Here is an 18932-nt window from a genome sequence, read left to right as displayed (position 1 = left end):
GGCGGCCCCGTGAAGTCGCCCGTGCAGCCCTTATTGGCCGCATGCGAACGAGCATTCTACCCGGAAACGATGGTGAGGAAAGTGGTGGAGTTCCACGATGCTGGCACAGCGCTGTAACGGGGGCTTTTTTACAATAAGGGCTTTTTCGACAACTTCAACCCGCGTGGGTCAAGATTCATGTGGATAGCGGCTCTCCAGCCCTGCGCGGGCGATCTGTTAAGATGCGCGGATCGTCTTTGCAGGTGTCATCATGGCCTACCGCCCCTCTCCCGCCCGCGCGCCCGGCACGCTGTTGCGCGAGGCCCGTCCGCTCAAGGCACTGTTCAACCAGGCGCAGCGCCTGGCGCAGTTGCAGCGTCTGGTGGAAAGCCAGTTGCAGCCGGCTGCGCGGGAGCATTGCCGGGTGGCGACCTGGCGCGAAGGTACCCTGACGCTGGTGGTCACCGACGGGCATTGGGCAACACGCCTGCGCTACCAGCAGAAGCGCCTGCAACGCCAGTTGCAGCAACTGGACGCCTTCGTGAATCTGAACCGGATCCTGTTCAAGGTGCAGCCGGTGGCTACTACTCCGCGCCCGCCCAGCCACGTTATCGATATCTCGGACAAGTCGGCGGAAACCATCCAGGCCACGGCGCAGGGGATCAGTGATCCGAACCTGCGTGCGGCGCTGGAGCGCCTGGCGAGCCATCGCAAGAGCAAAAAAGACAATTCCTGAGGTGTTGCTGATGGCCTCATCGCTGGCAAGCCAGCTCCCACAGGTTACTCAGACCCTATGGGAGCTGGCTTGCCAGCGATAGCGCCCGACCTGGCAACATCATTTCCCAAGCCCACAGTGTGCGGTGTTGACAGGCAAATAAAAAAGGCCGCCCGAGGGCGGCCTTGAAACTAGAGAGAGTATTCGAGCTTATACAGCGGCAACCGGACGCATGTAGGAGATCGGTGCGGTGCTGGCGTCTTCGAAAGTCACGACTTCCCACGCATCGGTTTCTTCGATCAGCTTGCGCAGCAGCTGGTTGTTCAGCGCGTGACCGGACTTGAAGCCGCGGAACTCGCCGATCAGGCTGTTGCCCAGCAGGTAGAGGTCGCCGATGGCGTCGAGGATCTTGTGCTTGACGAATTCGTCTTCATAGCGAAGGCCGTCCTCGTTCAATACACCGTCCTTGTCAACCACGATGGCGTTCTCGACGCTGCCGCCGAGGGCGAGGTTGTGCTTGCGAAGGTACTCGATGTCGCTCATGAACCCGAAGGTACGGGCGCGGCTGACTTCCTTCACGAACGAGGTGCTGGAAAAGTCGACGCTTGCGCTTTGGGTACGGTTGCGGAACACCGGGTGGTCGAAATCGATCTCGAAACTCACCTTGAACCCGTCGAAAGGCAGGAAAGTGGCGCGCTTGTCGCCGTCTTGCACTGTCACTTCACGCAGGATGCGGATGAATTTCTTCGGCGCGTCCTGTTCTTCCAGGCCGGCGGATTGAATCAGGAATACGAAGGGGCCTGCGCTACCGTCCATGATCGGGACTTCGGAGGCGGAGAGCTCGACGTAGGCGTTATCGATGCCTAGGCCAGCCATGGCCGAGAGCAGGTGCTCAACCGTGTCTACCTTGGTATCGCCGTTGACCAGCGTGGTCGACATGGTGGTCTCGCCGACATTTTCCGCACGGGCAGGGATATGCACCACGGGATCGAGGTCGGCTCGGCAAAATACGATGCCGGTATCCACAGGCGCAGGTTTCAGGGTCAGGTATACCTTTTCCCCGGAGTGCAGGCCGACACCTGTGGCACGGATGATATTTTTCAGGGTGCGTTGTTTAATCATGGCATTGGCCGCTTCAGCACAGATTGCGAACTGGTATCAACAAAGGCTGGGGATGATAACAGACCCAACCTTTGCTGAACACCAATCACCCTAATACCCCTGATAAATTCCATCAATCGGCCTGACGACGCAGGAATGCCGGGATGTCCAGGTAATCCAGGTCGTCCTGAGGATTGAGCTTGGCAGCCGCTGCCGCGCCAGCGTGGGTCTGGTTGCGCATCACGGTCGGACGCTCCAGGTCACGGTAGTTGACCGCAGGCTGCTCGTTGCGCACGGGTGCCGGAGCCGGGGTGGAAACCTGGGCAGCCGCGCTTTGCAGGGTGTTGTCGATGACCTTCACAGGCTTCTCGATCTTGGCACCCAGGCCGGTAGCGACCACGGTGACGTGCAGCTCGTCGCGCATATCCGGATCGATCACGGTGCCGACCTTGACCATCGCGTGGTCGGAGGCGAACGCCTCGATGATGCTGCCCACGTCGGAGTATTCACCCAGCGACAGGTCCGGACCGGCAGTGATGTTGACCAGGATGCCACGGGCGCCCTGCAGGTTGACGTCTTCGAGCAGCGGGTTGCGGATCGCCGCCTCGGTGGCTTCACGCGCACGGTTCGGACCGCTGGCACAGCCGGTACCCATCATCGCCATGCCCATTTCGCTCATTACGGTACGCACGTCGGCGAAGTCGACGTTGATCATGCCCGGACGCTTGATGATGTCGGAGATACCGCGCACGGCACCGGCCAGAACGTCGTCCGCCTTGGCGAAGGCCGACAGCAGGCTGGCGTCCTTGCCGAGGATGGTCAGCAGTTTTTCGTTGGGAATGGTGATCAGCGAGTCGACGCTGTCGGCCAGCGAGCGGATGCCTTCATCGGCGATCTGCATGCGCTTGCGGCCTTCGAACGGGAACGGACGGGTCACCACCGCAACGGTGAGGATGCCCAGTTCCTTGGCCACTTCGGCGATGATCGGCGCAGCACCGGTACCGGTACCACCACCCATGCCGGTAGTGATGAAGACCATGTTGGTGCCCTGCAGCACCTCGGCGATACGCTCGCGGTCCTCCAGTGCGGCCTGGCGGCCGATTTCCGGATTGGCACCCGCGCCCAGGCCCTTGGTGACACCGGTACCCAGTTGCAGAATGGTGCGCGCACCGATGTTTTTCAGGGCCTGAGCATCGGTGTTGGCGCAGATGAATTCGACGCCTTCGATGTTGCTCTTGACCATGTGGTTGACGGCGTTGCCACCGCCGCCACCGACGCCGATCACTTTGATGACCGGACTTTGCGGGACGTTGTCTACGAGCTCGAACATTTTCCCTCTCCTTTCAGTTCTCTAGTTTTTTGCGCCTACCACTACTGCTTTTGAAACTTAGAAGTTTCCCTGGACCCAACGCTTGAAGCGCTCAAGCACCGGGGCCTTCGGTTCATCGCCATAGCTGTCGTTTCTGATACCTGGCACTGGCACGCCGTCGGACTGTTTCTGCAGGCCATAGGTCAGCAGGCCAACGCCAGTGGAATAGATCGGGTTGCGAACCACGTCGCTCAGCCCCCGAACGCTGTGTGGTACGCCGAGGCGTACCGGCATATGGAAGATTTCCTCGGCCAGTTCGACCGCGCCTTCCATCTTCGAGGTACCACCGGTCAGGACGATGCCCGCTGGTACCAGGTCCTCGTAACCGCTGCGGCGCAGCTCAGCCTGGATCAAGGTGAACAGCTCGTCGTAGCGCGGCTCGACCACTTCGGCCAGGGCCTGGCGCGACAGCTCGCGCGGCGGACGGTCGCCGACGCTCGGCACCTTGATGGTTTCGCCGGCACCGGCCAGCTTGGCCAGGGCGCAGGCGTAGCGGATCTTGATTTCCTCGGCGTACTGGGTCGGCGTACGCAGGGCCATGGCGATGTCGTTGGTCACCTGGTCGCCGGCAATCGGGATCACTGCGGTATGACGGATCGCGCCTTCGGTGAAGATGGCGATGTCGGTGGTGCCGCCGCCGATATCCACCAGGCACACGCCCAGCTCTTTCTCGTCGTCGGTGAGCACCGAGTAGGCCGAAGCCAGTTGCTCGAGGATGATGTCGTCGATTTCCAGGCCGCAGCGGCGCACGCACTTCTCGATGTTCTGCGCCGCGTTGACTGCGCAGGTCACCACATGGACCTTGGCTTCCAGACGCACGCCGGACATGCCCAGCGGCTCGCGCACGCCTTCCTGGTTATCGATCACGTAATCCTGCGGCAGGGTATGCAGCACGCGCTGGTCGGCGGGGATAGCCACGGCCTGGGCCGCGTCCAGTACCCGTTCCAGGTCCGCAGTGCTGACTTCGCGATCGCGGATCGCCACGATGCCGTGGGAGTTCAGGCTGCGGATGTGATTGCCGGCCACGCCGACGAAGGCCGAGTGGATCCGGCAGCCAGCCATCAGCTGCGCCTCTTCGACGGCGCGCTGGATCGACTGCACGGTGGACTCGATATTGACCACCACGCCTTTTTTCAACCCGCGCGATGGATGGGTGCCGATACCGACGATCTCCAGGGTGCCGTCGGCGGCGACTTCGCCTACCAGTGCAACCACCTTGGACGTGCCGATATCCAGCCCGACGATCATTTTGCCGCTATGCGCATTTGCCATGGGTCCTGCCTCTCTCTAATTCTTCGCCACGGCGGGTTGGGCCGCGGGCTGTGCAATCGGTTCCCGCCAGCCAACGGCAAGGCCGTTGGCGTAACGCAGATCGATGCGGGCGATGTTCGTGATCTGTTCTTTGAGCGTCTTGTTGTAGATGGCAATGAAACGGCGCATTTTTTCCACCAGGTGGTCGCGCCCCAGCAGCAGTTCGATACCCGGGCCGGCGCTGCCGGCGCCGGTGGTGAGGAACCAGCTGCCCCGCTCGCGCAGCTCCAGGCGAGCGATCGAGAAACCCAGGGGGCGCAACATCTGGTTGAGAACCTGATATTGCTGCATCACTTGTTGCTGAGCGCGCTGCGGCCCGAAAAGCTGCGGCAGGTGCTCGTAGTTCGCCAGTTCGCGTGGGGTGAAGGCCTGGCCCTGGTTGTTGAGCAAGGCGTCCTCGCCCCAGCGCGCCACTGGCAACTGTTCTTCCAGGCGAATAACCACTTCGTCTGGCCATACCCGACGCACTTCGGCATGGGCGATCCAGGGCATCTGCTCCAGTTCGGTACGCATGCTCGCCAGGTCGACGGTGAAGAAACTCGCCGCGACATAAGGGGCAATACGCTGCTGCACCGCCTGCTGGCTGATGTAGCTGAGGTCGCCCTGCACGGCGATCTTGGTGATCGGCCGGTCGGCATAGGGCATCAGGCGCTGCGCGCCTTCGTAGGCGCCAAAGCCCGCGACGACCAGCAGCACGGGCCACAGCAGCTTCTTGAAGATGCTGAAGTTCGGCTTGGGCAGGCGCGCCGACAGTGGCTCCTTGGCCACCATCCGGCTGGCACCACGCGGCACCGGCTTGTTACGGCCGGGGCGGGTTGCTGATGACGTAACATCGCGCCTTGCATGGGCTTAACCTCGCGCCTCGACACTGGCCGCCAGGATCGCCAGCACCAACTGCTGGAAATCGAGGCCGGCCGCACGTGCCGCCATGGGCACCAGGCTATGGTCGGTCATGCCTGGTGCGGTGTTGACTTCAAGCAGCCAGAAGCGGCCATGCTCGTCCTGCATTACATCCACGCGGCCCCAGCCAGCGATGCCGATGGCGTCGCAGGCGCGGGCGGTGAGGTCGATCAATTCCTGTTCCTTGGCTGCATCCAGGCCACACGGGATCCGGTATTGGGTATCGGAAGCCAGGTACTTGGCGTCGTAGTCGTAGAACGAATGCGGGGTGCCCAGGGCGATCGGCGGCAGGACCTGGTCACGCAGCACCGCCACAGTGAACTCCGGACCCTGGATCCACTGCTCGACCAGGACTTGCGAATCGTAGTTGGCGGCGTCTTTCCAGGCCGCGATCAATTCCGCGACGCTGGACACTTTCGCCATACCGATACTGGAACCTTCATGGGCCGGTTTGACGATCAACGGGAAGCCCAGTTCCGCGCCTGCGCAAATACAGTCGGCTTCACTGGCCAGCACGGCATGGCGCGGGGTCGGGATGCCCAGGCTCTGCCACACCTGCTTGGTACGCAACTTGTCCATGGCCAGGGCCGAGGCGAGGATGCCGCTGCCGGTGTAGGGAATGCCCAGGCACTCCAGCAGGCCCTGCATGCTGCCATCTTCGCCGCCACGGCCGTGGAGAATGATGAAGGCGCGGTCGATCTTCTCGCTCTGCAGGCGGGCCAGCAGGTCGTCACCGACATCGATGGCAACCACGTCGACTCCGGCGCCTTGCAGCGCGTCGATCACCGCGGCACCGGACTTCAGCGAGACTTCGCGCTCGGCGCTCTTGCCGCCGTAGAGCACGGCGACACGGCCGAAATCTTTCGGGGCGATCGTGGAATGCAGCTTGGCGTAGGCTTCGGCAGTCATTTCGCTTTCTCCTGACTGGCACCCGCACCAGCGAACAACGGACTCTTCAACAGTTGTGGCGCGAGGCCACCGATATCACCGGCGCCCTGGCACAGCAGGATGTCGCCGGCACGCAGCAATGGCTTGACCAGAGGCGCCAGTTCGATGCCGCGTTCGATGTAGATCGGATCGAGCTGACCGCGCTGGCGAATGCTGTGGCACAGCTGACGACTGTCGGCGCCCGGGATCGGCTCTTCGCCCGCCGGGTAGACTTCCATCAACAGCAGCACATTGGCGTCGGCCAGGACCTGGACGAAATCGTCGTAGAGGTCACGGGTACGGCTGTAGCGGTGCGGCTGGTAGACCATGACCAGGCGACGCTCCGGCCAGCCACCGCGCACGGCCTTGATTACCGCGGCAACCTCGGTCGGGTGATGACCATAGTCGTCCACCAGCATCACGCTGCCGCCTTCCACCGGCAGTTCGCCGTAGACCTGGAAGCGTCGGCCAACGCCCTGGAAACCGGAAAGACCCTGGACGATGGCCTCGTCGCTGATGCCCTCGTCGGTGGCGATGGCGATGGTCGCCAGGGCGTTGAGCACGTTGTGGTTACCCGGCATGTTCACCGACACGTCCAGCGGCGCACGGTCACGGCGCAGCACGGTGAAGTGGGTCTGCATGCCCGACTGGCGTACGTTGATCGCGCGCACGTCGGCTTCTTCGCTGAAGCCGTAGGTCACTGCCGGGCGCTTGACCAGCGGCAGGATCTCGCGAACCACCGGGTCGTCCAGGCAGACCACGGCCAGGCCGTAGAACGGCAGGTTGTGCAGGAACTCGACGAAGGTTTTCTTCAGCTTGTTGAAGTCGCCTTCGTAGGTGGCCATATGGTCGGCGTCGATATTGGTGACCACCGCGACCAATGGCTGCAGATGCAGGAAACTGGCATCGCTCTCGTCGGCTTCGGCGATCAGGTAGCGGCTGGTACCGAGCTGGGCATTGGTACCTGCAGCGTTCAGCCGACCACCGATGACGAAGGTAGGGTCCAGGCCGCCTGCGGCGAAGACCGAGGCCAGCAGGCTGGTGGTGGTGGTCTTGCCATGGGTACCGGCGACGGCGATGCCATGGCGGTAGCGCATCAGTTCGGCCAGCATCTCGGCACGCGGCACCACCGGAATGCGCCGCTCCAGGGCGGTGGCAACTTCCGGGTTGGCCGTGTTGATGGCGCTGGACACCACCAGCACGTCGGCGCTGGCGGCGTTTTCGGCACGGTGGCCGATGAAGATCTCGGCCCCGAAGGACTTCAGGCGCTCGGTAACGGGCGACTCCTTGAGGTCGGAACCGGACACCTGGTAGCCCAGGTTCAGCAGTACTTCGGCGATCCCGCACATGCCCACGCCGCCGATACCGACAAAGTGGATGCGACGGATACGGCGCATTTCAGGCTGGGGCATGGCTTTCTGGTTCTCAACCATGGGCCACCTCCAGGCAGATATCGACCACGGTGCGGGTTGCAGCGGGCTTGGCCAGGCGTCGTGCGGTGGCGGCCATGGTGTCGAGTTTTTCCGGTTGCATCAGCACCTCGTTCAGGCGTTCAGCGAGCTGCGCTGCGCCAGTTGTCGCTTGCGGCATCAGGAAGGCGGCGCCTTCGCGTGCCAGATAATGGGCGTTGTGGGTCTGGTGGTCGTCGATGGCATGGGGCAAGGGCACCAGCAACGACGGCAGTCCCGCGGCGGCCAGTTCGCTGACGGTCAGCGCGCCGGCACGGCATACCACCAGGTCGGCCCAGCCATAGGCCTGGGCCATGTCCTTGATGAACGGCTCTACCTGAGCCTCGACCCCCGCCTCGCGATAACGCTGAGCGGTGATCTGGTCATGATTCTTTCCGGCCTGGTGGAACACCTCGGGCCGCAGGCTTTCCGGCACCAGGGCCAGGGCCTGGGGCAGCAGCTTGTTCAGCGGTTCGGCGCCCAGGCTGCCGCCCAGTACCAGCAGGCGCGCCCGACGTCCCGGCAGGGCCTGGCGCACAGGCTCCAGGAACAGCTCGGCACGTACCGGGTTACCGGTGGTGCGGCGCTTGGCACTGGCCCCGAAGGTGTCCGGGAAGGCTTCGCAGACCCGTCCAGCCAATGGCACCAGCAGGCGGTTGGCGGTACCGGCACGGGCATTCTGCTCGTGGATCACCACCGGCACGCCGCACAGCCTGGCGGCCACGCCGCCTGGACCGGTGACATAGCCACCGAAACCGACCACGCAGACCGGATTGACCTGACGGATGATCCGCCGCGCCTGGAACACCGCCTTGACCAAGGTGAACGGCGCCTTGAGCAGTGACAGCTTGCTCTTGCCACGCAGCCCGGTGACATTGATCAGGTGCAGTTGCAGGCCGGCCTGCGGTACCAGTTCATTCTCGATACCCCGTGGCGTTCCCAGCCAATGCACGGTGAAACCGCGCGCCTGGAATTCCCGGGCGCAGGCCAGCGCCGGGAATACATGGCCGCCGGTTCCGCCGGCCATGATCAATACGTTCTTGCCGTCAGCGGCCATGATGGGTCGGCTCCTCGGCAAAATCGTTTTCGTCGAATTCGTGTTCCTCGCTGCCCAGGTGAGTACGGCTCTCCCATTCGATGCGCAGGAGCAACCCGACGCAGGCACAGCAGATCACCAGCGAGCTGCCACCGTAGCTGAGGAACGGCAGGGTCAGGCCCTTGGTCGGCAGCAGGCCGACGTTCACTCCGATGTTGATCAGGAACTGGCCGATCCACAGGAAGGCCAGGCCAAAGGCCACATAGGCGGCGAAGAACTGCTTGGCCTTTTCTGCCCACAGGCCGATGTACAGCGCGCGCACGGTGACGAAGACGAACAGGGCAACGGTGAGCAGCGAGCCGACCACGCCCAGCTCTTCGGCAAGCACCGAGAACACGAAGTCGGTATGCGCCTCCGGCAGGTAGAACTGCTTCTGCACGCTGTTGCCCAGGCCGACGCCGAACCACTCGCCACGGCCGAAGGCAATCAGCGCCTGGGTCAGCTGATAGCCGGAACCGAACTGGTCGGCCCAGGGGTCGGTGAAGGTGATCAGGCGGGCCATCCGGTACGGCTGGGCCTGGACCAGCACGAACACCGCGCCCACCGCCAGCACCACCATCAGGCCGAAGCGGAACAACCCCACGCCGCCGAGGAACAGCATCGCCGCCGCCGAGCCCATCATCACTACCGTGGCGCCGAAGTCCGGCTCCATCAGCAACAGGCCGGCCATGGGCAGGAGGACGATGAACGGCTTGAAGAAGCCCATCCAGCTTTCACGCACTTCCTGCTGGCGCCGTACCAGGTAGCCGGCGAGGTAGACGACCACGAAGACCTTGGCGATCTCCGAAGGCTGGACGTTGAAGAAGCTGAAGCCGATCCAGCGCATCGAACCGTTCACTTCACGCCCGATACCCGGGATCAGTACCGCCACCAGCAGGCCGAAGGCACCGATCAGCATCAGAAAGCCCATGCGCTGCCAGGTGGAGATCGGCACCATCATGGTGACGATGCAGGCACCTACGCCGAGGCCGACGTAAATCAGGTGGCGGAACATGTGGTAGAGCGGATTGCCCGACTGCGCCGCGGCGACTTCCGAGGACGCCGAGGTAATCATCACCAGGCCCAGACCGAGCAACGCCAGGCAACCGACCAGGAACGGGAAGTCCAGGTCGATGCCACGGCCGCTGATCAGCGGCGACGGATAGGGCTTGATGGCGCCGAAGATCATGCCAGTTCTCCTGCGGCCTGGGCGAACAGGCGCCCACGCTCCTCGAAGTTCTTGAACATGTCGAGGCTGGCGCAAGCCGGGGACAGCAGCACGGCGTCGCCGGACCGGGCCAGTTCGGCAGCTTTTTGCACAGCGTCCTCGAGGGTCTTGACCCGAACCAGCGGCACGCTGTCGCCCAGGGCTTCGGCCAGCAGTTCGGCATCGCGGCCGAGCAGGACCACCGCGCGGCAATGTTCGCCGACCGGAGCACGCAGGGCGGAGAAGTCCGCGCCCTTGCCGTCGCCACCGGCGATCAGTACCAGCTTGCCGTCGATATCGGCACCCAGGCCTTCGATGGCGGCCAGCGCCGCGCCAACGTTGGTGGCCTTGGAGTCGTCGTAGTAATTGACGCCGTTCAGCTCACGGACCCACTGGCAACGATGGGCCAGGCCGGCGAAGCTGCGCAGGCTTTCCAGCATGGCCTCGAACGGCAGGCCGACGGCATGCCCGAGGGCCAGCGCGGCAAGGGCGTTGGACTGGTTGTGCGCACCGCGGATCTTCAGTTCGCGAACCGGCATCAGGTTGCGGAATTCGAAGGCCAGGTATTTCTCGCCGTTTTCTTCGCGCAGGCCGAAGGCCTTGAAGTCAGGCGTGTTCAGGCCGAAGGTCCAGCAGGGCTGGCCTTCCACCGGCAGCGGACGGCTCAGGGCGTCCTGACGGTTGACCACGACCTGGCGGGCGCCACGGAAGATCCGGTGCTTGGCCAGGTGGTAGGCCGGCAGGCCGCTGTAGCGGTCCATGTGGTCTTCGCTGACATTGAGCACGGTGGCCACTTCGGCATTGAGCTGGTCGGTGGTTTCCAGCTGGAAGCTCGACAGCTCCAGCACGTAAAGCTCGACGTCGTCACCGAGCAGGTCAAGGGCCGGAGTGCCGAGATTGCCACCCACCGCCACGCGCTTGCCCGCCGCTGCGGCCATCTCGCCGACCAGGGTGGTCACGGTGCTCTTGGCGTTGGAACCGCTGATGGCCACGATTGGCGCCTTCGCGTTACGCGCGAACAGCTCGATATCGCCGGAGAGCTTGACGCCACGGGCGGCAGCCTGCTGCAGGGCCGGGGTGGCCAGGGCCAGCCCGGGGCTCACGTACAACTCGTCGGCGCGGCAGAGGAAGTCCACGTCCAGCTCACCGCAACGCACTTCGACCTGCGGATAGTCGCGACGCAGGGTCGCCAGCTCCGGCGGGTTCTCGCGCGTGTCGGCGACCGCAAACGCAATGCCCCGGTTCGCCAGGAAGCGAACCAGGGACATGCCGCTCTTGCCGAGGCCGACAACGATGCGGAAGTGGTCAGTTGCGATCAAGGACACGCGTTCTACCTCAGTTTCAGGGTTGCCAGGCCGATCAACACGAGAATCACGGTGATGATCCAGAAGCGGACGATCACGCGCGGCTCTGGCCAGCCCTTGAGTTCAAAGTGGTGATGGATCGGCGCCATGCGGAATACGCGCTTGCCGGTCAGCTTGAACGACGCGACCTGGATGACCACCGACAGGGTCTCCATGACGAACACGCCGCCCATGATGAACAGGACGATTTCCTGGCGAACGATCACGGCGATGGTGCCCAGCGCTGCGCCCAGTGCCAGGGCGCCGACGTCGCCCATGAAGACCTGGGCCGGATAGGTGTTGAACCAGAGGAAACCGAGGCCGGCGCCGATCAGCGCGCCGCAGAACACGATCAGCTCGCCTGCGCCCGGAACGTAGGGAATCAGCAGGTATTCGGCGAATTTCACGTTGCCCGACAGGTAGCAGAAGATGCCCAGGGCACCGCCTACCAGCACGGTCGGCAGGATCGCCAGGCCATCGAGGCCGTCGGTCAGGTTGACCGCGTTGCTCGAGCCGACGATGACGAAATAGGTCAGCACGACGAAACCGACGCCCAGGGGAATGGTGACGTCCTTCAGCATCGGCACGATCAGGGTGGTTTCGACGCTGGTCGGTGCGGTCATATAAAGGAAGATCGCCGCGCCCAGGCCGAATACCGACTGCCAGAAATATTTCCAGCGGCTCGGCAGGCCGCGGGAGTTCTTCTCGATCACCTTGCGGTAGTCGTCGACCCAGCCGATGGCGCCGAACAGCATGGTGACGATCAGCACCACCCACACGTAACGGTTGCTCAGGTCGGCCCAGAGCAGGGTGCTCACGCCGATGGCGGAAAGGATCAGCGCCCCGCCCATGGTCGGGGTACCGGACTTGGACAGGTGCGATTGCGGGCCGTCGTTACGCACGGCCTGGCCGATCTGGCGGATCTGCAGGGTACGGATCATCCACGGGCCCAGCCACAGGGCCAGCGACAACGCGGTCAGTACGCCCAGGATCCCGCGCAGGGTCAGGTACTGGAAGACCGCGAAGCCCTTGTAGAACTGTTGCAGATACTCGGCCAACAGCAGCAGCATTAATGTTTCTCCCCGCTGGAATCGCACAGGGCCGCCACGACGTTTTCCATCGCAGCGCTGCGCGAACCCTTGATCAAAATAGTGGTGTTGACGGCCTGCTCGCCGCGAACGGCAGCGATCAGGTCAGCTTGATTGGTGAAATGGCGGGCATTCTGGCCAAAGGCCTTGACCGCATGGGCCATCATCGGACCTACGGCATACAGCGCCGAAACCTTGCCCCTGGCGTAGTCCCCGACCTCGCGGTGGCCCTCTTCGGCCCACTGGCCCAACTCACCGATATCCCCGAGCACCAGGACGGTGCGACCGGAAAAGCCGGCGAGTATATCAATGGCCGCGCACACGGAGGTCGGGTTTGCGTTGTAGGTGTCGTCGATCACGCGGATGCCGCTGGGCGCGACCTGCGCGACGCCGCGGCCCTTGACCGGTTGCACGGTGTTCAGGCCCTCGGCGATGCCCTCCAGCGCGACACCGAAGCTCTGCGCGGCAGCGGCGGCGGCCAGGGCGTTGGCGATGTTGTGGGTGCCCAGCAGGTTGAGCTGGATCGCCACCTGGCCTTGCGGCGCGTGCAGGATGAACGACGGGCAACCGCGTTCATCCTGGGCAATATCGCTGGCGTAGAAGTCGGCGGCGCTGCTGGTCAGGGCGAAGGTCAGCACGGCGTGTTTCCCGGCGCGCTGTTTCCATATGCCAAAGGCCTTGTCGTCCAGGTTCAATACCGCGACACCACCCTCCTCCAATCCTTCGAGGATCTCGCCCTTGGCTTCGACAATCTTCTCCGGCCCGCCGAACTCGCCGACATGAGCCGTGCCCGCGTTGTTGATCAGCACCACCTGAGGCCGGGTCAGGCCGACGGTGTAGCGAATCTCGCCAACGTGGTTGGCGCCCAGCTCGATGACGGCGGCGCTGTGTTCAGGGCCGAGCTCGAGCAGGGTCAAGGGGGCGCCGAGATCGTTGTTCAGGTTGCCCCGGGTCATCAGCACCGGGCCCCGGGTACCAAGGATGCTGGCAAGCATTTCCTTGACCGTGGTCTTGCCGCTGGAGCCGGTGATCGCTGCTACCGGATGCTTGAAGGCGCGACGATTCAGCGCGCCGAGCCGCCCCAGGGCCAGACGGGTATCCGCCACCAGCAGTTGCGGCAGGCTGGAACCCGGAACCTCACGCTCCACCAGCGCCGCAACGGCGCCCTTGGCCGCTACTTCGTCGAGGTAGTCGTGGCCGTCGAAACGCGGCCCGGCCAAAGCGATGAACAATTGCCCCGGCGCGATCTTGCGGCTGTCGATGCTGACCCCGTCGAAACGCGCATCGGCGCCCAGCAGGCGCCCTTGCAACGGTTCGGTCAACTGGCTCAGGGACAGGGGTTCAAGCATGAGAGGCCTCCCAGACTGCAAGCGCCTTTTCGGCTTCAACAAGATCGGAAAAATCGTGACGTTTGCCGTTGATTTCCTGGTAGTCCTCGTGGCCTTTGCCAGCCAGGACGATGACGTCGTCGACGCCGGCAGCGGCGATCACACGAGCGATCGCCTCACCACGGCCGGCGATGAACTCCGCGGCATCCGCCTTGGAGAAGCCAGGACGAATATCGTCGAAGATGGCCTGAGGATCTTCGCTACGCGGGTTGTCGTCGGTGACCACCACCTGATCGGCCAGGCGTTCGGCCAGTTCCGCCATCAGTGGGCGCTTGCCGCGATCACGGTCACCGCCGCAGCCGAACAGACAGGTCAACTGGCCACGGGCATGCGGGCGCAGGGCTTCGAGGACCTTTTCCAGGGCATCCGGGGTGTGGGCATAATCGACCACCACCAACGGCTTGCTGCCGCCGCCGAGGCGCTGCATACGGCCGACAGGGCCTTCGAGCTCCGCGGTGACCTTCAGAATTTCATCCAGCGGATGATCCATCGCCAACAGGGTGCCGACCGCCGCCAGCATATTGCTCAGGTTGAAGCGACCGAGCAGACGGCTGCGCAGCATGTGCTCGCCTTGCGGCGTTACCAACACGGCGCGCACGCCATCATCGTCGAAGCTGGCTTCGCGGCAATAAAGGGTGGCTGCCGGGTCTTTCAGGCTGTAGCTGATCAGCCGCGACTCGCGCGCTTCGGCGGCCAGTTCGCGACCGAAATCGTCATCCAGATTGACCACCCGGCAACGCAGGTTCGGCCAGGCGAACAGCTTCGCCTTGGCTGCCTTGTAGGCTTCCATGCTGCCGTGATAATCGAGATGGTCGCGGGACAGGTTGGTCATCACCACGATATCGAAGGCCAGTGCGGCGACCCGCCCTTGCTCCAGCGCATGGGACGACACTTCCATGGCCACGGCCCGCGCGCCGGCCTTTTTCAGGTCGTTAAGGGTCGATTGCACGGCGAGCGGATCGGGCGTGGTCAGGCGGCCGCTTTGCAGCGCACCGTAGAAGCCGGTACCGAGGGTGCCGATCAGGCCGCAACGCTGGCCCAGCAGGTCGAGGGCCTGGGCGACCAGTTGGGTCACACTGGTCTTGCCGTTGGTGCCGGTAACGCCTACCAGTTCGAGCAGACGGCTAGGCTCGCCATAGAAACGTCCGGCGATATCCGACAACTGCGCGACCAGCCCCTTGACCGGAATCAACGGCGCATCGGTGATCGGCAATACCTTGGCACCCTGCACTTCATAGGCAACTGCCGCCGCGCCGCGCTTGAGCGCATCGGCAATATGGTCGCGGCCATCGACCTTGGCACCCGGCACAGCCAGGAACAAGTCGCCGGGGCGGACATTGCGGCTGTCCAGGGTCAGTTCGCGAATCAGCGGATCGCTACTGGCATTGGCGAACAGTTTACTCAATGGCATCGTCATCAACCGCGCCCTCCTTTGGCGGGCGCAGCGGCATCGGCCTGCTGCGTGGCAACCGGCAGATTATCCGGTGGCACGTTCATCAGGCGCAGGGTGCCCGACATGACCTTGCTGAACACCGGCGCGGAAACCAGGCCACCGAAGTAACCGCCCTTGCTCGGTTCGTCGATCACCACGACGATGGCATAGCGTGGATCGCTCATCGGCCCGAAACCGGCGAACAACGAGCGGTAGGCATTTTCGGTGTAGCCCTTGGAACCGATGGTGGCCTTGCGCGCGGTACCCGACTTGCCAGCGACATGATACGAAGGCACCTGCGCGCGGAATACGCCACGCGGCGCCTCGATCACCTGCTGCAACATCTGCTGGATGGTTTCCGCGGTTTCCTTCGGCACCACCTGGGTCGATTCCGGCGCCTTGTCCACCTTGAGAATGCTCAACGGCACCATCTTGCCGTCATTGGCCAGCGCGGCGTAGGCATGCACCAGTTGCAGCGCAGTGACAGACACGCCGTAGCCGTAGGAAAGCGTCGCGGTTTCCGCCTTGCGCCACTCGCGGTGGTTCGGCAGGTTGCCGACGCGTTCGCCCGGGAAGCCAAGACCGGTGTATTGGCCCAGGCCCAACTGCGACATCACCCGGTAGATGGCCTCGCCACCGATATCGAAGGCGATCTTCGACATGCCGACGTTACTGGAGTTGATCAGGATGCCGGTCAGGTCGAGGATCGGGCCCTCGGTCTTGGAAACGTCACGAATGGTGTAGCGGCCCAGTTGCAGGGTGCCGGGATAGACCTCGACCTTGTCGGTCGGTTTCCAGCGACCACTCTGCAGCGCGGCACTCATGGACAGCGGCTTGACCGTCGAACCTGGCTCGAACACATCGATGATCGCCCGGTTGCGCATCGCCGCCGGGAACATGCTGCGACGATTGTTCGGGTTGTAGGTGGGCTGGTTGACCATGGCCAGGACTTCGCCGGTCTTCACATCCATGATCACCAGGCTGCCGGCCTTCGCTTCCTGCTCGGCGATGGCGTTGCGCAGTTCGCGGGTGGCCAGGTATTGCAGGCGCAGGTCAATCGACAACGCCAAGGTCTTCCCTGCCTTGGCGTTCTTGGTGACCTGGACATCCTTGATCAAGCGGCCGCGTCGGTCCTTGATCACCTGGCGCTTGCCGGGCACGCCAGCCAGCCACTCGTCGTAGGCAAGCTCCACGCCCTCGCGACCGTGGTCGTCGAGGTCGGTGAAGCCGACCATATGCGCGGCCACATCGCCGGCAGGATAGAAACGGCGGAATTCCTCGATGCCATAGACACCAGGAACCTTCAGGTCGAGAACCGCCTGCCCCTGCTCGGGAGTCAGGCCTCGGACCAGGTAGATGAACTCCTTGTTCGCCTGTTGCTCCAGACGTTCGGTGAGTTGCTTGGGGTTCTGCCCGAGCGCTGTTGCCAATGCTCCCCAACGCTCCTTGGAGCCCTGCATTTCCTTGGGGTTGGCCCACAACGTGGTGACCGGCGTACTGACGGCCAGGGGCTCGCCGTTGCGGTCGGTGATCAGGCCGCGGTGTGCAGGAATGGGGATATGCCGCATGCTGCGTGCATCGCCCTGGCTTTTCAGGAAGTCGCGATCGACCACCTGCAGATCGATGATCTGCCAGGTAATGGCGCCGACCATCAAGGCGAGCAAGCCCAGCACCACCCGGAAGCGCCAGGGGTACAAGGCGCCTTCGAGCTTCATCATGGCGCCACCATCCGCACTTCGTCAGCCGCGGGGATGCGCATCTTCAACTGCTCGCTGGCGAGGTTTTCGATACGGCTATGGGCGGTCCAGGTGCTCTGCTCAAGAATCAGCCGGCCCCACTCGGCCTGGGCCTTGTCGCGCTCGTTGAGCTCGCCGTAAAGCGTATTGAGCAATTGCCGGTTCCAATGGGCGCTGTAGGACACCGCGACCGAGGATACGAGCACGCCGATAAACAGCAGAAGCATCAGGAAGCTTCCGCCTGGCAGGGGTTTGGCATAGAGCCTGCTCACCGAAGCTTCTCCGCCACACGCATGACCGCGCTGCGCGACCGCGGGTTGGCCTTGAGTTCGGCATCGGACGCGAACTGCGCCTTGCCGATCAGCTTGATCTTCGGCTCGAATGGCTTGTGCTGTACTGGCAGGTTGCGCGGCAGGTTGTCCTGCTCGCCCTTGGCCAGCTTGCGCATGAAGAGCTTGACGATGCGGTCTTCGAGGGAATGGAAGCTGATCACCGCCAGGCGACCACCGACTTCCAGCGCATCCAGGGCCGCGTCGAGGCCAGCCTCGAGGTCGCCCAGTTCGTTGTTGACATGGATGCGCAGGCCCTGGAATGCACGGGTCGCCGGGTTCTTGCCTTTTTCCCAGGCAGGGTTGGCGACCTTGAGCACTTCGGCCAGATCGGAGGTTCGAGTGAACGGCTGCTCCTCGCGGCGCAGGACCACGGCACGGGCCATGCGCTTGGCGAAGCGCTCTTCGCCATACTCCTTGAATACGCGGGCGATCTCCTCCTCGGGAGCCGTCGCGATGAATTCGGCGGCGCTGACACCACGGGACGGATCCATGCGCATGTCCAGCGGGCCGTCATTGAGGAAGCTGAAGCCGCGCTCAGGGTCGTCCAGCTGCGGCGAGGACACGCCGAGGTCGAACAGCACGCCGCTGACCTTGCCGGCCAGCCCGCGCTCGGCCACTTCGGAACCCAGCTCGGCAAAACTGCGCTGCACAATGACAAAGCGGCCGTCTTCGGCCGCCAGCGCTTGCCCGGTGGCAATCGCTTGAGGATCCTTGTCGAACCCCAGGAGGCGGCCATCCGGTCCAAGCTTTTGCAGTATGAGTCGGCTGTGCCCGCCGCGACCGAACGTGCCATCCAGATAGCAGCCATCCGCGCGCACGGACAGAGCCTCGACGGCTTCGTCCAGAAGTACGGTGATGTGGTTAAAGCCGCTATCGATAGTCACAGGATCAGATCACGCAGTTCATCGGGCATGGCACCCGGTTGTTGAATGGCTGCCAGATCCGCTGCAGAAACAGCGTTCCAGGCATCCTCGTCCCACAGTTGGAATTTGTTCAGTTGACCCACCAGCATCGCGCGCTTGTCGAGCTTCGCGTATTCGCGCAAACGCGGCGGAACCAGAAAACGCCCACTGCCATCGAGTTCGAGATCCACTGCATTACCTATCAGCAAGCGCTGCAGGCGGCGGTTCTCTTCACGCAACGACGGCAAGGCGCGCAATTTCGCTTCGATCAGTTCCCACTCGTCCAGCGGGTATACGCATAAGCAGGGATCCACAGCGTCGATCGTCACGATCAATTGCCCCGAGCTACGTGAATCAAGCTCGTCACGGTACCGGCTCGGCATGGCGAGACGGCCCTTGGCGTCGAGATTGATTGCGTTTGCTCCGCGGAACACGGCTGCGCTTCCCTAAATGTTAGCTTTTTTGTGTCTGAAAACCCACTTCATGCCACTTTCTGCCACTTGCGCACACTATAGGAATCCGCCCACCGCACCGTCAAGGCGCGCATATAAGGAAAACCCTTACAGATCGGAGATTTAGCGTAACAAGGGCAGACATCAGGCTACTTGGAGGGGATTTTCGGAAGGGAAAAGCGACTTCGCTCAGACGAATAGAGCGCGAAGTTAAAGTAATTTATTAA

At 63.4% G+C, this 18932-nt stretch carries 16 protein-coding genes and 1 pseudogene; 1 reads left to right on the top strand and 16 read right to left on the bottom strand.

What is annotated here, in order from left to right; translation table 11 throughout:
• Positions 1–250: 250 nt before the first annotated feature.
• On the top strand, positions 251–715 hold the full coding sequence (locus tag CSV86_RS00690; protein WP_009396683.1) for a DUF721 domain-containing protein: 465 nt from the start codon (positions 251–253) through the stop codon (positions 713–715).
• A gap of 189 nt (positions 716–904) precedes the next feature.
• Here CSV86_RS00690 and lpxC read toward each other — a convergent pair whose 3' ends face one another.
• From lpxC to mraZ, 16 genes and pseudogenes are all read right to left on the bottom strand, one after another.
• Positions 905–1816 carry a UDP-3-O-acyl-N-acetylglucosamine deacetylase gene (gene lpxC, locus CSV86_RS00685; protein WP_009396681.1) on the bottom strand — a complete coding sequence of 304 codons (912 nt, stop codon included), beginning with the start codon at positions 1814–1816 and terminating at the stop codon, positions 905–907.
• Between the two features lie 112 nt (positions 1817–1928).
• A complete protein-coding gene (gene ftsZ, locus CSV86_RS00680; protein ID WP_009396678.1) occupies positions 1929–3125 on the bottom strand; it encodes a cell division protein FtsZ in 1197 nt (398 codons plus the stop codon).
• Positions 3126–3182: 57 nt separating this feature from the next.
• Positions 3183–4436, bottom strand: a complete 1254-nt coding sequence (gene ftsA, locus CSV86_RS00675; protein ID WP_009396676.1) for a cell division protein FtsA — start codon at positions 4434–4436, stop codon at positions 3183–3185.
• Positions 4437–4451: 15 nt separating this feature from the next.
• Positions 4452–5320: pseudogene (locus CSV86_RS00670) on the bottom strand (cell division protein FtsQ/DivIB).
• 4 nt (positions 5321–5324) lie between these two features.
• Positions 5325–6284: a D-alanine--D-alanine ligase gene (locus tag CSV86_RS00665; RefSeq protein ID WP_009396674.1), complete on the bottom strand. Its 960-nt coding sequence runs from the start codon at positions 6282–6284 to the stop codon at positions 5325–5327.
• Positions 6281–7735, bottom strand: a complete 1455-nt coding sequence (gene murC, locus CSV86_RS00660; RefSeq protein ID WP_009396673.1) for a UDP-N-acetylmuramate--L-alanine ligase — start codon at positions 7733–7735, stop codon at positions 6281–6283. The genes CSV86_RS00665 and murC overlap by 4 nt, the downstream gene beginning before the upstream one ends.
• Positions 7728–8807, bottom strand: a complete 1080-nt coding sequence (gene murG / locus CSV86_RS00655) for an undecaprenyldiphospho-muramoylpentapeptide beta-N-acetylglucosaminyltransferase (protein ID WP_009396672.1) — start codon at positions 8805–8807, stop codon at positions 7728–7730. Before murG ends, murC begins: the two co-directional genes overlap by 8 nt.
• The gene (gene ftsW / locus CSV86_RS00650) at positions 8797–10014 is read right to left on the bottom strand and encodes a putative lipid II flippase FtsW (RefSeq protein WP_009396670.1); all 1218 of its coding nucleotides are present in this window, start codon (positions 10012–10014) and stop codon (positions 8797–8799) included. Before ftsW ends, murG begins: the two co-directional genes overlap by 11 nt.
• Complete coding sequence (murD, locus tag CSV86_RS00645) at positions 10011–11357, bottom strand: UDP-N-acetylmuramoyl-L-alanine--D-glutamate ligase (protein WP_009396668.1); 1347 nt, start codon at positions 11355–11357, stop codon at positions 10011–10013. The genes ftsW and murD overlap by 4 nt, the downstream gene beginning before the upstream one ends.
• Before the next feature lie 5 nt (positions 11358–11362).
• The gene (gene mraY / locus CSV86_RS00640; protein ID WP_009396666.1) at positions 11363–12445 is read right to left on the bottom strand and encodes a phospho-N-acetylmuramoyl-pentapeptide-transferase; all 1083 of its coding nucleotides are present in this window, start codon (positions 12443–12445) and stop codon (positions 11363–11365) included.
• Positions 12445–13812 carry a UDP-N-acetylmuramoyl-tripeptide--D-alanyl-D-alanine ligase gene (locus tag CSV86_RS00635; protein WP_009396664.1) on the bottom strand — a complete coding sequence of 456 codons (1368 nt, stop codon included), beginning with the start codon at positions 13810–13812 and terminating at the stop codon, positions 12445–12447. The genes mraY and CSV86_RS00635 overlap by 1 nt, the downstream gene beginning before the upstream one ends.
• On the bottom strand, positions 13805–15271 hold the full coding sequence (locus CSV86_RS00630; protein WP_240160362.1) for a UDP-N-acetylmuramoyl-L-alanyl-D-glutamate--2,6-diaminopimelate ligase: 1467 nt from the start codon (positions 15269–15271) through the stop codon (positions 13805–13807). The genes CSV86_RS00635 and CSV86_RS00630 overlap by 8 nt, the downstream gene beginning before the upstream one ends.
• Positions 15268–16998, bottom strand: coding sequence for a peptidoglycan D,D-transpeptidase FtsI family protein (locus CSV86_RS00625; protein WP_009396660.1), 1731 nt, complete (start codon positions 16996–16998; stop codon positions 15268–15270). Before CSV86_RS00625 ends, CSV86_RS00630 begins: the two co-directional genes overlap by 4 nt.
• Positions 16998–17291 (bottom strand): cell division protein FtsL, encoded by a 294-nt coding sequence (gene ftsL, locus CSV86_RS00620; protein ID WP_009396658.1) that lies wholly within the window; start codon positions 17289–17291, stop codon positions 16998–17000. Before ftsL ends, CSV86_RS00625 begins: the two co-directional genes overlap by 1 nt.
• On the bottom strand, positions 17288–18235 hold the full coding sequence (gene rsmH / locus CSV86_RS00615) for a 16S rRNA (cytosine(1402)-N(4))-methyltransferase RsmH (RefSeq protein WP_009396656.1): 948 nt from the start codon (positions 18233–18235) through the stop codon (positions 17288–17290). The genes ftsL and rsmH overlap by 4 nt, the downstream gene beginning before the upstream one ends.
• A complete protein-coding gene (mraZ, locus tag CSV86_RS00610) occupies positions 18232–18687 on the bottom strand; it encodes a division/cell wall cluster transcriptional repressor MraZ (protein WP_009396653.1) in 456 nt (151 codons plus the stop codon). The genes rsmH and mraZ overlap by 4 nt, the downstream gene beginning before the upstream one ends.
• Between the last annotated feature and the right edge of the window lie 245 nt (positions 18688–18932).

It is taken from the genome of Pseudomonas bharatica CSV86 (assembly GCF_000319305.2).
Taxonomy (GTDB): Bacteria; Pseudomonadota; Gammaproteobacteria; order Pseudomonadales; family Pseudomonadaceae; genus Aquipseudomonas; species Aquipseudomonas bharatica.
The sequence above is the reverse complement of the archived record's forward strand: the minus strand, read 5'-3'. Positions and strand labels throughout refer to the sequence as shown.

Coding starts and splice junctions, on each gene's coding strand:
- CSV86_RS00690 (WP_009396683.1), top strand. CDS start 251: ATGGCCTACCGCCCCTCTCCCGCCCGCGCGCCCGGCACGCTGTTGCGC.
- lpxC (WP_009396681.1), bottom strand. CDS start 1,816: ATGATTAAACAACGCACCCTGAAAAATATCATCCGTGCCACAGGTGTC.
- ftsZ (WP_009396678.1), bottom strand. CDS start 3,125: ATGTTCGAGCTCGTAGACAACGTCCCGCAAAGTCCGGTCATCAAAGTG.
- ftsA (WP_009396676.1), bottom strand. CDS start 4,436: ATGGCAAATGCGCATAGCGGCAAAATGATCGTCGGGCTGGATATCGGC.
- CSV86_RS00665 (WP_009396674.1), bottom strand. CDS start 6,284: ATGACTGCCGAAGCCTACGCCAAGCTGCATTCCACGATCGCCCCGAAA.
- murC (WP_009396673.1), bottom strand. CDS start 7,735: ATGGTTGAGAACCAGAAAGCCATGCCCCAGCCTGAAATGCGCCGTATC.
- murG (WP_009396672.1), bottom strand. CDS start 8,807: ATGGCCGCTGACGGCAAGAACGTATTGATCATGGCCGGCGGAACCGGC.
- ftsW (WP_009396670.1), bottom strand. CDS start 10,014: ATGATCTTCGGCGCCATCAAGCCCTATCCGTCGCCGCTGATCAGCGGC.
- mraY (WP_009396666.1), bottom strand. CDS start 12,445: ATGCTGCTGCTGTTGGCCGAGTATCTGCAACAGTTCTACAAGGGCTTC.
- CSV86_RS00635 (WP_009396664.1), bottom strand. CDS start 13,812: ATGCTTGAACCCCTGTCCCTGAGCCAGTTGACCGAACCGTTGCAAGGG.
- CSV86_RS00625 (WP_009396660.1), bottom strand. CDS start 16,998: ATGAAGCTCGAAGGCGCCTTGTACCCCTGGCGCTTCCGGGTGGTGCTG.